Origin of the sequence: Solibacillus sp. FSL W8-0372 (assembly GCF_037969735.1) — a bacterium.
GTDB lineage: Bacteria > Bacillota > Bacilli > Bacillales_A > Planococcaceae > Solibacillus > Solibacillus faecavium.
This window is the reverse complement of record NZ_CP150204.1, coordinates 846,715-858,394: the sequence shown is the minus strand read 5'-3', so window position 1 is coordinate 858,394 and position 11,680 is coordinate 846,715. Positions and strand designations below refer to the sequence as shown.

Annotated in this window: 14 protein-coding genes; 1 reads left to right on the top strand and 13 read right to left on the bottom strand. The window is 37.6% G+C overall.

The annotated features are described in order from the left end of the window. Positions 1–28 precede the first annotated feature (28 nt). From ftsL to MKY13_RS04050, 12 genes are all read right to left on the bottom strand, one after another. Entirely contained in the window at positions 29–409 is a 381-nt protein-coding gene (gene ftsL, locus MKY13_RS04105; RefSeq protein ID WP_191698502.1) for a cell division protein FtsL, read from the bottom strand. A gap of 3 nt (positions 410–412) precedes the next feature. Continuing rightward, entirely contained in the window at positions 413–1,363 is a 951-nt protein-coding gene (gene rsmH, locus MKY13_RS04100; RefSeq protein ID WP_191698503.1) for a 16S rRNA (cytosine(1402)-N(4))-methyltransferase RsmH, read from the bottom strand. Positions 1,364–1,389: 26 nt separating this feature from the next. Next, positions 1,390–1,821, bottom strand: coding sequence for a division/cell wall cluster transcriptional repressor MraZ (gene mraZ, locus MKY13_RS04095; protein ID WP_191698504.1), 432 nt, complete (start codon positions 1,819–1,821; stop codon positions 1,390–1,392). A gap of 176 nt (positions 1,822–1,997) precedes the next feature. Continuing rightward, positions 1,998–3,614 (bottom strand): bacillithiol biosynthesis cysteine-adding enzyme BshC, encoded by a 1,617-nt coding sequence (gene bshC / locus MKY13_RS04090; protein WP_191698505.1) that lies wholly within the window; start codon positions 3,612–3,614, stop codon positions 1,998–2,000. Between the two features lie 107 nt (positions 3,615–3,721). Then, positions 3,722–4,117: a DUF3397 domain-containing protein gene (locus tag MKY13_RS04085; RefSeq protein WP_191698506.1), complete on the bottom strand. Its 396-nt coding sequence runs from the start codon at positions 4,115–4,117 to the stop codon at positions 3,722–3,724. Further along, positions 4,114–5,007: a 2-dehydropantoate 2-reductase gene (locus tag MKY13_RS04080; RefSeq protein ID WP_191698507.1), complete on the bottom strand. Its 894-nt coding sequence runs from the start codon at positions 5,005–5,007 to the stop codon at positions 4,114–4,116. The genes MKY13_RS04085 and MKY13_RS04080 overlap by 4 nt, the downstream gene beginning before the upstream one ends. 69 nt (positions 5,008–5,076) lie before the next feature. After that, positions 5,077–6,615 (bottom strand): acyl-CoA carboxylase subunit beta, encoded by a 1,539-nt coding sequence (locus tag MKY13_RS04075; protein WP_191698508.1) that lies wholly within the window; start codon positions 6,613–6,615, stop codon positions 5,077–5,079. A 17-nt stretch (positions 6,616–6,632) separates the two neighbouring features. Beyond that, positions 6,633–6,845 (bottom strand): biotin/lipoyl-binding carrier protein, encoded by a 213-nt coding sequence (locus tag MKY13_RS04070; RefSeq protein ID WP_191698509.1) that lies wholly within the window; start codon positions 6,843–6,845, stop codon positions 6,633–6,635. A gap of 136 nt (positions 6,846–6,981) precedes the next feature. Continuing rightward, positions 6,982–7,368: a transcriptional regulator gene (locus tag MKY13_RS04065; protein WP_191698510.1), complete on the bottom strand. Its 387-nt coding sequence runs from the start codon at positions 7,366–7,368 to the stop codon at positions 6,982–6,984. Positions 7,369–7,545: 177 nt separating this feature from the next. Further along, positions 7,546–8,310 (bottom strand): enoyl-CoA hydratase/isomerase family protein, encoded by a 765-nt coding sequence (locus tag MKY13_RS04060; RefSeq protein WP_191698511.1) that lies wholly within the window; start codon positions 8,308–8,310, stop codon positions 7,546–7,548. A gap of 184 nt (positions 8,311–8,494) precedes the next feature. Continuing rightward, entirely contained in the window at positions 8,495–8,668 is a 174-nt protein-coding gene (rpmF, locus tag MKY13_RS04055) for a 50S ribosomal protein L32 (protein ID WP_008403415.1), read from the bottom strand. Between the two features lie 23 nt (positions 8,669–8,691). Next, a complete protein-coding gene (locus MKY13_RS04050; protein WP_191698512.1) occupies positions 8,692–9,225 on the bottom strand; it encodes a YceD family protein in 534 nt (177 codons plus the stop codon). 187 nt (positions 9,226–9,412) lie between these two features. Between MKY13_RS04050 and MKY13_RS04045 the strand changes: the two genes are divergently transcribed. Beyond that, positions 9,413–10,621, top strand: a complete 1,209-nt coding sequence (locus MKY13_RS04045; protein ID WP_191698513.1) for a nucleotidyltransferase — start codon at positions 9,413–9,415, stop codon at positions 10,619–10,621. Here the strand turns inward: MKY13_RS04045 and MKY13_RS04040 are convergent, their stop codons facing one another. Next, on the bottom strand, positions 10,622–11,671 hold the full coding sequence (locus MKY13_RS04040; RefSeq protein ID WP_191698514.1) for a SepM family pheromone-processing serine protease: 1,050 nt from the start codon (positions 11,669–11,671) through the stop codon (positions 10,622–10,624). Between the last annotated feature and the right edge of the window lie 9 nt (positions 11,672–11,680).

The window sequence follows — 11,680 nt, the reverse complement described above, 5'->3', positions numbered from 1 at the left end:
CCATACTGGTAACGAAATCTTCTCTTTTTCATTCCCCCGGCACTACCTTCACATTTTTCTCATTAAGTGTTAATCCGAGTTCTTTCGCTTTTTCCCAAATACGTTGATGAGTGGAGCGTTCACTTACTTGTACTTTTAAATCAGTATTATTGTTATTTACCTCTGCTATGTCTCGTTCAATTGATTGGATTTCCATACTAAGTGTTTGGATTTCTCCTTGAGTATGTAATATGGAAACAGCGAAAGATGCTACTATGACTGTAAAGATTACGAACAAAAACTTTTCCTGAACAGAAAAAAACTTTAATTTAGGCTTTTTTCTTACGACAGGTTGTCTTTGTTCTTGCTGCTGATGTTGAGGTAGTTCTGGCTGCTGTTGAACATAAACTTGCCTAGCTCTTAATGCCATTTATTACCCACGTCCTTTGTCGTTAATTTTTTCAGCGATGCGCAATTTTGCTGAACGTGAACGATTATTCGCAGCTAACTCCTCGTCTGTTGGTAGAATCGGCTTTCTCGTCACTAATTTAAGAATAGGTTTCATATGTTCCGGGATAACCGGTAATCCATGAGGTAAATCCGGTAATGATGAAGCCTCTTTAAATAGAGTTTTTGTCAAACGATCTTCTAATGAGTGGAATGTAATGACACTAATACGACCGCCAATTTCCAATAAATCGATTGCATCTACTAATGAATCTTCTGCTGCACCTAACTCATCATTTACAGCAATTCGAATTGCCTGGAAGATTCGTTTTGCGGGATGCCCACCTTTTCGACGTGCTGGAGCTGGAATACCATCTTTAATAAGCTCTACCAATTGTCCTGTCGTTTCAATTGGTGCAATTTCACGAGCTTGTTCAATTTTACGCGCAACTTGTTTTGAAAACTTTTCTTCTCCATACCGGAAAAAAATACGAACTAGATTTTCGTAAGACCATTCATTCACTACATGATATGCACTAATTTCTGCCGTTTGGTCCATACGCATATCAAGTGGCGCGTCATGGTGGTAACTAAATCCTCGTTCTGGTGTATCAAGTTGTGGTGATGAGACACCTAAATCATATAAAATTCCATCTACTTGATGTATATTCAGTTTGTGTAATTCCTCTTTTAAATAGCGGAAATTTGAGTGTACGAATATAACACGATCTAAATAATCGGCTAACCGTACTTTAGCGTTTTCAATGGCTATTGTATCCTGATCAAAACAGATCAAACGGCCGTTTTCTGACAATTGCTGTACAAGGTATTCACTATGTCCTGCACCACCTAATGTGCAGTCTACATAAATACCGTCCGGATTGATGTTCAACCCATCAACAGTTTCTTTCAATAATACAGTTGTATGATCGAACATATTTTAAAGCACCTCTTACTTAGTAGTTAAAAATCAAAACCAATTAAATTCTCTGCTATGTCACCAAAAGATTCAGCAGATTGATCAAAGTATTGCTGCCAAGCATCTTTAGCCCAAATCTCAATTTTACTCGATACTCCTAAAACAACGCATTCTTTTTCAAGATTAGCGTACCCGATTAGTGTAGATGGAATGTTAATTCGGCCTTGCTTGTCCACTTCTACCTCTGTTGCACCCGAAAAGAAAAACCGTGCAAAGGCACGAGCATCCTTTTTCGTCATTGGTAAATCTTTTAATTTTTCTTCGAGTTTTCGCCATTCATCCATAGGATATCCAAAAATACATTGATCTAGCCCACGCGTCAGTACAAAGTGTTCGCCAAGCGATTCTCTAAACTTTGCAGGGACAATCATTCGACCTTTTGCATCAATAGAATGTTGATATTCTCCCATGAACATGCTACTCACCCCACTTTAATAAATAATGTACCACATCCCCCCACTTTCCACCACTTATTTCATTACTTCTAATACCAATAAAAATAAATTAAGTAAATGAGCATATTCTCACACATACGTTCGGTGAAAAAAGTCACAAAAAAAGAGTTATCTTCACATGAGATAACTCTTGTTTCTTATAGGACAATAAGATGATGCTGATCTGAAATACTCATAGGTAGTTCCAATAAATCATCAACCAACGTTTCACCATAGGTATTAAGGAATAAATAAGGGTTATAAAACCGTTCTTGATACTGGTTATTTGGATATAATAAAGCTTGGATAGTTTTGTAGTGTCGGATTTCTGTTTCATGCTTATCAATATTTTGCTTCTCGAGCTTCGTTTTCAAATAATCGAATTGTCTTTCATGGTAATTTTTATTCTTTTCTAATAAATCTTCCCCCTGATAGTTTTCAGTTCGTAAATAATCGGTAAGCTCTTCATATTGACGTTGCAATTGCATCTTCATTTGTTCAATGGAAATGTTGAGTCGGTCATCTTTTAAGCTTTCCACAAATTCTTTCATCTTTTGCTCAGATTTATTTGTAAATACATCCGTTATCGATAGCTCTTTTTGCTTCAACAATGTCTCAACTTGACGAGTAACCAATGTCACACTTAATCTCGGTGCGAAAATCGGCATCTGCAGTTGCAATGTCTCAAAAGCAGGCTTTAATGTTGCCCAGTAGGCTAATTCACCAGGACCACCAACGAAAGCTAATACTGGAAGTGCCATTTCCTGCATTAAAGGACGTGTTACAACATTGTTACTTAAACTTTGAGGAGATTCGCTCGCAATAGCTAACAGCTCCTCTTTCGAGAATTTTACAGAAGCTGCACTGTTTTTGAAGAAGTCTTTTTGGCGTTCCAATAAAAAACGCTCTCCTTCTCTAATGTAAAACAAATTCGCGTTTTGCACCGTCGCTTCAATCGGCTTCGGGTATCCTGCTTGAGCTAGCTTTTGTTCTTGAGCAAAAACACCTTTCGCAATTTGTTCATTTTGCTCCACCAATTGTGCAAAATACATTTTTTCATATTGTCTAAACGGCTCAAATGTAGCATCCAACATTAATAAACCATGCTTTTCAAACAAATCATTCATCAATAATGTGAAAAAGTCAGTAAATGTTTTACTATCATTTGCATGCCGCAACACATTTTTCAGTAAATCCTCTGTATATTGTGTTTCTCCAAAGTCTTTAAAAACATTGACTATAAATTGCTCTAGGGCTTCGCCATTCAATTCAGTCGTAGAAGCCATTTTTTTCAGCTTAGAACGTTCACTATAGCCACGCTTTTTCAATTCTCCATTCACCATTGTGTACGTATGATTTATCTCTTCGATGTCATGATCTTCACCAGCAATCCAAAACATAGGTACGACGGGTGTATTTAAAGCTTTTCGTTGCTGTTCGGCAAGTAAAATGACCGAGATCGCTTTATGAACAGAATAAAGCGGTCCCGTTAATAAGCCTGCTTGCTGACCGCCTACTACAACTACAGCACCTTGCTCCAGTTCATTTAAGTAATGATTTGCTTTTTGCGATAAGCCGTATTGTTCCATATAACTGCGTATCACTTGCGCTAATTCTTTTGAGCGGTACGAACGGTTCTTTAAATATTCGATTCTTTTCTCAAAAGATTCCACATTATATTTGTATTCAAAAAATGAATGTATATTAGCACGTTCCGACCAATAATCTTCCAATAGCTTATTCGTCACGGGGGAATGGATTTGTTCTAGCTGCATGAAAATTCTCCTCTACTTCTCTCTTACTCAATTTTAAAACAATCTTATAAATGCTTTACTCTTCTTTTTGCCATTCACCTACAAGCAAAAAGAGGCAGTAGCACAAATTAATCTATCATCATAAATACCATAACCGAATGGGTAATTCCAACAATCCATATCAGGAAATAGCTGAAGCTGAACAACAGGAAATAAATACGCCAAATTTTCCTTAAAAGTGGCTTTATTTCAATCTCCTTCTTCGTTCGCCAATCAATATATGTAAAAATAATCGCAATAACAAGCACTATAATGAGCATTGGCATCATTACTCCAATATCCCACAGTCCTCTCATCGCAATCGGAATTGAAAAAAATAAAAGGAATGTCGTTATATCCGCTGCTAAGCCAATTGTTCTATTTTTTTTTATTCTAAGCTTACGGCAAACGGCCATTACGGCGATAAAAGCAATGATCGGACATAAAATAATTGTCGCAAACGCGAATTGAAGAAATACGATCACGTTTTTTCACCACTCTCTTCAAACGCTTTCACGAGTAAATAAAGCGTCTGTAAAATAGGCATTTTTTTATTATTTTGCTCTGCTTTTTTTAAGACCGCACCAGTAATTGTATCAATTTCCGTTTTCCGATTAGCCAATCTGTCAGCCAGCATGGAGGAATTGTTTTCCGCCGTCCTTTTACATAGTGCAACAACTTGATCAAATTGGAATGTGCTTTCATATTGCGGAAATGTAAATATTATTTCACTGTATAGACTTTTCAACAACAAAAAAGTACTGTTGTCAGAGATTAATTGGCCATTCTTCACTTTCAAAATTGCGGTCAAGGGATTAATAAAACAATTTAATAACGCTTTTTCCATCAGCATTGCTTCTGCATCACGCTCAAATACGATAGGAAGCTGTGGAGATGAAAGGTTTTCTAAAAAAACAAATTTTTCATTATCACCTTTAGCTACTGCAACTTTCATCACACCATTACCTTTATGTGCAACATGCGTTTCCGAAAGTTTCTGCGCACCAAATTGAACTGAGCAAAACGCAATATTTTGCATTTTCAGTGCAAGCGCTTCATCATAATGAGCCAATCCATTTTGCACAAACAAAACAGGAATGGAGTTTTTTACACCTTCCATACTTGCATACACTTCATTAAGTTGTCCATATTTTACAGCTACGATTATTAAATCCGCTTTATTTGAAACTGCCGAAATATACTTACATTGAATAGTAGTGAAAGATTGATCTAAATTTGTACGTATATATTTAAAATCAGTATTCACCTTTTGTTTTGATGGTTTCCCGACAATATATACATCCATTTTCTTTTCCGTAAAATAACTTGCTAGTAATAAACCAACTGCACCTGCACCTATGATTTCAATTCGCATTTTATTATACCTCAAATTTATTTCGAATTAAAAAGGTCTGCCTTCAAGACAGACCTTCAGCTAACATTATTATACTGGATACACCGGATGTTTTCGATACGGTAAAGCAATTTGTTTTGAATTATAGTAATTAAAGCGTTGAATTAATGTATCGCGCAGTTGATTCGGCGCAACAATATCGTCGATTACCATTTCTGAAGCCAATTTATATAAATCAATTTCTTCTTTGTATTCTTCGATTTTTTGTTTTACAAATTGCACACGCTCTTTTGGATCCTCAATCGCTTCAATTTTATTTGAATAAACAGCATTTACAGCAGCTTCCGGTCCCATTACCGCAATTTGCGCAGTCGGTAATGCAATGACTGCATCAGGTTCGAATGCAGGACCACACATTGCATAAAGACCTGCACCGTAAGCCTTACGAACAATTACTGAAATTTTCGGTACAGTCGCAGAACTCATTGCAGAAATGAATTTCGCACCATGTCGAATAATACCTGCCTTTTCAACTTTCGTACCAATCATAAAGCCTGGTACGTCCGCCAAAAATAAAAGCGGAATCGAAAATGCATCACATAATGTAATAAACTTCGCCGCTTTGTCCGCAGAATCTATAAACAATACGCCACCTTTAACTTTCGGCTGATTTGCAATAATCCCCACTACCTGACCATCTATACGAGCGAGACCGGTAATCAGCTCTGATGCAAATAGTTTTTTTATTTCAAAGAAACTGTTTTCATCTATTAATTGATCGATACAGTCATACATATCGAATGGTGCATTTTGGTTTTCAGGAATAATTTCTTCCAATGTTTTACCGCTTTTCGGAGACTTTGTGTCGTCAACCGGCGGAAACTCTGCGAAGTTTGCAGGGAAATAGCTCACGTAACGTCTTGCTTCGAGTATTGCCTGTTCTTCATTCTCCGCTAATACATCTCCACAGCCACTTACGGTACAATGCATACGCGCTCCACCCATTTCTTCGAGCGAAACCTTTTCACCGATTACCTTTTCAGCCATTCGTGGAGATCCTAAGTACATTGAAGCATTGCCATCCACCATAATAACTATGTCGCAAAAGGCCGGAATATATGCCCCTCCAGCAGCAGATGGACCAAATAAAATACATATTTGAGGGATCATACCACTCATACGTACTTGGTTATGGAAAATACGTCCTGCACCACGGCGTCCCGGAAACATTTCAAGCTGATCTGTAATTCGGGCACCTGCAGAATCAACCAAATAAAGCATTGGAACCTGCATTTTTTCTGCAGTCTCTTGAATACGGATAATTTTTTCAACTGTGCGTGAACCCCATGACCCAGCTTTAATTGTCGAATCATTTGCCATAACACAAACAGTTTGTCCATCAATTTGACCAATCGCTGTTACGACACCATCTGCCGGTAAATCTCCAGCCTCACAATTGGCAAAACGAGCATCTTCTTCATATTTTCCATCGTCAAATAGTTGTTTTAAGCGCTCACGGACAAAAAGTTTGTTAGTTTCTTTTAACTTTTCATGATATTTCTGTTGTCCACCTGCATATATTTCTTCTACTTTTTTCTGTAAATGCTCATTATAAGTAGGCTGTGTCATTATCATTCCTCCGTTGCTTATGCTAGTTCTACTAATACATCATTCTCTTCGACAAAATCTCCTTCAGCTACTACAACTTTCGCCACTGTGCCATCTGATTCTGCATCATGAGCTATTTCCATTTTCATTGATTCTAGAATAATAAGTGTTTGCCCCTTTGTCACACTGTCCCCTTCTTTAACACTTACTTCAAATACCGTACCTGCCATTTGTGCTTTTACTTCCGCCATACTAAAAGGCCCCCTTGTTAGAAGATAATTGCGCGTTATTACGCTATGTTTCTACTTCTATTGTAAGTAGCCTTAAAATTAATTACAATTATTTTCTCGTAAAATAATTTTATTTCTATCTATTGTATCTTTTCCTTCAATTTGTTTTCCCTTTTGTCAAAGTAACTCCTTGCTGAAGCCACTTTGAAATTTTGTCATAATCCGACTGTAGTTCTGAATATTTCATTTCCAGATCGTTATATGCCTCTGTCAGTTCTTCGAAGCTGGATAGGGCTAATTTAAGATGACTGCGCATTAATTGCTTAGGACGCTTTCTGACGCTATTTAACACCTGTCCATACTGCGCACGTAATGTTTTATTCCAACGAAAACCACATGCTTGTTTTGTCCGGTTTAATTGCTGTGCTGCCTCTTCAAACGCTTCTAATTGTGTACGTCCATTCTGTACCGTTTGAATAACAATTTCAGCTAACTTTTCATCATCTGCAATTGTCCATTGATCTTTCCTTCTTTTTTGTTCCACAGTTGCACCACCTCATATTTTTTACTACTATATGCCATGATGAACGAAATAGACTTAAAAACAAAAAAAGTTACGAGAAAAATAGTTTTCATCGTAACCAGGGGAATTGATTGTCATTTCGGGTTGCATGATTCACTCAGGACTCGCTCCCACTCAATTCCAATCTCTTATAAAGTTTTATTTTTTCTTGTTCAAAAAATTCTGTACCGCCTGATGGTGTGCTTCAGACTCCCATAGCTTTGCACATAGTCTGATTTCTTCCATAACACGCTCATACATATTGCGCTCACGCCATTTTCTTAATTCAATTTCTTTATAGGCTTGGTGGACAGAAGGATGGATTTTCGCCATATGTTCGATAAAATCTGCAAGCGCCTGTTCTTTTGTCCCTTCAATATATACTCGCATTGCCCAACCAATATCAAATAATGTTTGTGCATCATACGGCTTTGCATCAACCAACATCTTCAATGCGCGGTCATGGCGTAACCCCCGCTCAAATAAATACGTTCCACCGCCCCATCCCGACGTAATCGCTAAAGAGCCTTGAATGAATCCAGCTTTTGCATGAGAGGCCATTAAGCGAAAATCACATGCTGTCGCAATTTCACAGCCACCCCCTACAGCAGCACCATTTATTAATGCAATTGTCGGAACTGGCAATGTAGCTAAATCATATAAAATCTGCCCCATTTTATTGAGCATACCGAAAGCTTCTTCTTCGGTTTCTAAACTATGGAACTCGGATAAATCCCCACCTGAACAAAATGATTTTTCACCTGCACCCGTGACAACTAGAAAACGTACATCATCGTGATTTTTTATGTATGTAATAACTTCTTTCAATCCATCCATAACAGCATAGTTAATTGCATTTCGTTTTTCTTCACGATTAATCGTAAACGTCATAATTCCGTCTTCATTATGAATTAAGTAATCCATCAGCCCATCCCCTTTTATTTATAATATAGCAGAAAATATATTTTGCTATTTTACAATCTAACATAATAGTAATGGAGCATGAATCGTTTGACAATCTATCCGTGCAAAACCATGAATATATAGAAAAAAGACTAGTTAAGAGCCATGGCCTCTTAACTAGTCTTTATATAGCGTAAATACTGAATTATTTCGCTACTACTTCTTTACCTTTGTATTGTCCGCAAGCTTTGCAAACGCGGTGAGATAATTTAGCTTCTCCACAGTTTGGGCAAGCTACCATACCAGGTACAGATAATTTGAAATGCGTACGACGCTTTCTTTTTGCAGTTTTAGAAGTTCTTCTAAATGGTACAGCCATTGATGGCACCTCCTTACAGATATTTATTCATCTGTTTGATCAAAATACTTAGCTAAAGCAGCCAGTCTTGGATCCAATTTTGGTTCGTCAACTTCCTTAGCTTTTTCTACATCTTCATCCGTTGAATAGGCCCAGCCTTTACCGCCTTGCACTTGTCCTTCGGTATCCTCTTTGAATACTTGCATCGGTACTTCCAGAAGAATTAATTCTTCTAGGACTGGTTTCATATCTACGACGTCTCCAACAACATAATGAATATCGCCTTCGATATCCCCGCGATTTTCTTCATCTACCCAACTGAAAATTTCAACTGTATCGATGTTCACAGGATATTCAACATCTTCCCACGTGCGAGCACATGGAAGCGTCAACGTAGTGCTTACCGTTAATTGACAAGTCATTTGCGATGCACCTAAAGTACAAAGCCCTTTTACATGAACGGGTGAAACGTTACGTATATCTGTGTTACGAGTTTTTACATCATCCAATTGTACATAAGTATCAATCGGCATTCCGTCTTTTCGAAACTTTGATAATTGATGAATTGACCATTTCATTCGTTAATCACCTCGAGACAACACTGTTGATTATATAGCTTACAAAAAAAGATGTCAAGATAATTTCTTGTCACTCTTTTAAAACATGCTTATAATCAAGTTAATTCTAACACAATGCATTATTACATTCATTTATAAATGCGTAATAATGTGAACAAAAATTTATTTTATCGTAAGGAGGAAGTTTATGCAAGCAGTCGGCATTATCGTTGAATATAATCCTTTTCATAACGGGCACTTACATCATGTAAAAGAAGCGAAACGTACAACAAATAGCGACGTTGCCGTTGCAGTGATGAGCGGTCATTTTTTACAGCGAGGCGAACCCGCACTCGTCGATAAATGGCACCGCACAAAAATGGCACTTGCAAGCGGCGTTGATGTTGTCATTGAGCTACCTTATATTTTCAGTACCGCACAGGCCACAGGATTTGCTTCAGGCGCTGTACAACTGTTAGAGGCAATGCAATGTACAACATTGGCATTTGGAAGCGAACAAGGTACCATTGAGCCCTTTCTCAACACTTATCATTTAATAGAAAACAATCGTGCACGCTATAACGAAATTATTAAAGAAAATATTCAACTCGGTAAAAGCTACCCACAAGCACTCTTTATTGCCTACGAACAGCTTAAACAACTTTCCCCAAATGCATACATTGATTTAGGTAAACCGAACAATATTTTAGGGTTTCATTATGTAGAAGCTATAAAGCAACTTAATTGCTCGATGCAGCCTGCTACCGTTCAGCGCATCATAGCTGGCTATCATGACGCCATAGATACGAATCATGAAATTGCAAGTGCCACAGGTATTCGCCAAGCGTTATTCAGTGGACAATCGCTCCAAGAAGTAACGAAATATTTACCTTCCGCCAGCATGGAGCAACTTCAAATTTGGCAGAAAGAACATCAGAATTTTGCCAGCTGGGAAAGCTTTTGGCCTTTAATGAAATATGCTATTTTAAGACATACTCCGCAGCAATTAAAACAGTATGCAGATGTATCAGAAGGGCTTGAAAATTCATTAATTAAATATGCAGCTTCAAGCTCAAATTATATGGATTTCATGAATGCGCTAAAATCAAAGCGCTATACATGGACACGTCTTCAAAGGATGCTTTTGCATATTTATACAGGTATAACGAAAGAGCAACTACATGCCTTTTCAAGCCCTAGCTACATTCGTATATTAGGTATGACAACAAAGGGACAGCAATATATTTCAAGCATTAAGAAATCTGTAACGCTACCACTTATAAGCAGAGTAGCAGCTATTACAGATCCGATATTGTCAATTGATATACGTGCCACACAAATGTACCAATTAGGCATACAGCAATTTTCAAATAAAAAAATAGACGAAGATTATAAAACTCCGCCTATACGCTTGTAGCTATTTTTTTGGTTGTAGGTTATTCAAATAGTTTAAAGCATCATCAATCGTTTTTACAGGAACAATTTTCATGTCTGATTCAATGACTGCTGCTGTTTGAACTGCGACTTCATAATTTGAGGTAATGCTCGGGTTATACTCAAGCATTGCTTCTGTTATGGTATCGTCAGGTGCAAAGAAAATGTCGATTCCTTCTTTATCGGCAGAAACAACCTTTTTCTCAATACCTCCAATTCTTCCAACTGTCCCATCCTCCAACATTTCACCAGTACCTGCAATTTCATAGCCCTTTGTAATATCTTCATCGATTAATTGATTTAACAGCTCTAACGTAAACATTAACCCTGCAGATGGACCACCAATATCTTCTGTTTTTACTGTCACTTTCGGGTCGGTTTTAATGGATTTACTTTCAGAGTAAGTTATCCCGATCCCAACCCGTCCTTCTGAGCCTGGTATTTCTTTTATCTCCAAATTTTGATCAATAAGCTCTCCATCACGTTTTACAACAAGGTGAATCTTATCGCCCTTAACTTTCGGTGTTACAATGGTACGAAACGTCTCTAAGCTATCAATCCGCATATTGTCCACTTCGACAATTTCGTCCCCCGGCTTCAAATGACCGTCTGCTGCACCTTGCGCAAGCACATTTAAAACGTATAACCCTTTATATGTGACTTGATAATCAAGACCAGCTCGGTTGAACGCTACATATGTCGCATTAAATTGCGAATCGGTCATATATTTTAATTGGCGCACAGTGTATTCTTCATCATCTTCTTCTTCCTGACGCACGTCGGTCATTTTAACGACATCATAATAATCTGTTACAGCCGCCATCGCGTAGGAAAGTGGTGTTGCCTGCCCCATCGCTACAGTCGTCATAAAAAATGATCCCTGATCATCCTGGTCGCCATTCTGAATTGCCAGAAAATCACTTACATTATATGTACCACCCGGTTTAGTTATATAAAAATCTAACCTGTAAAAAGATAAGCCCATTAATATTATGAAAAAAATACCGAATGCATATTTCCCTTTACTTTCCATTTTTTAGAA

Coding starts and splice junctions, on each gene's coding strand:
- rpmF (WP_008403415.1), bottom strand. CDS start 8,668: ATGGCTGTACCATTTAGAAGAACTTCTAAAACTGCAAAAAGAAAGCGT.
- MKY13_RS04080 (WP_191698507.1), bottom strand. CDS start 5,007: ATGCGAATTGAAATCATAGGTGCAGGTGCAGTTGGTTTATTACTAGCA.
- MKY13_RS04040 (WP_191698514.1), bottom strand. CDS start 11,671: ATGGAAAGTAAAGGGAAATATGCATTCGGTATTTTTTTCATAATATTA.
- MKY13_RS04045 (WP_191698513.1), top strand. CDS start 9,413: ATGCAAGCAGTCGGCATTATCGTTGAATATAATCCTTTTCATAACGGG.
- MKY13_RS04050 (WP_191698512.1), bottom strand. CDS start 9,225: ATGAAATGGTCAATTCATCAATTATCAAAGTTTCGAAAAGACGGAATG.
- mraZ (WP_191698504.1), bottom strand. CDS start 1,821: ATGTTCATGGGAGAATATCAACATTCTATTGATGCAAAAGGTCGAATG.
- MKY13_RS04060 (WP_191698511.1), bottom strand. CDS start 8,310: ATGGATTACTTAATTCATAATGAAGACGGAATTATGACGTTTACGATT.
- MKY13_RS04070 (WP_191698509.1), bottom strand. CDS start 6,845: ATGGCGGAAGTAAAAGCACAAATGGCAGGTACGGTATTTGAAGTAAGT.
- rsmH (WP_191698503.1), bottom strand. CDS start 1,363: ATGTTCGATCATACAACTGTATTATTGAAAGAAACTGTTGATGGGTTG.
- MKY13_RS04075 (WP_191698508.1), bottom strand. CDS start 6,615: ATGACACAGCCTACTTATAATGAGCATTTACAGAAAAAAGTAGAAGAA.
- bshC (WP_191698505.1), bottom strand. CDS start 3,614: ATGCAGCTAGAACAAATCCATTCCCCCGTGACGAATAAGCTATTGGAA.
- ftsL (WP_191698502.1), bottom strand. CDS start 409: ATGGCATTAAGAGCTAGGCAAGTTTATGTTCAACAGCAGCCAGAACTA.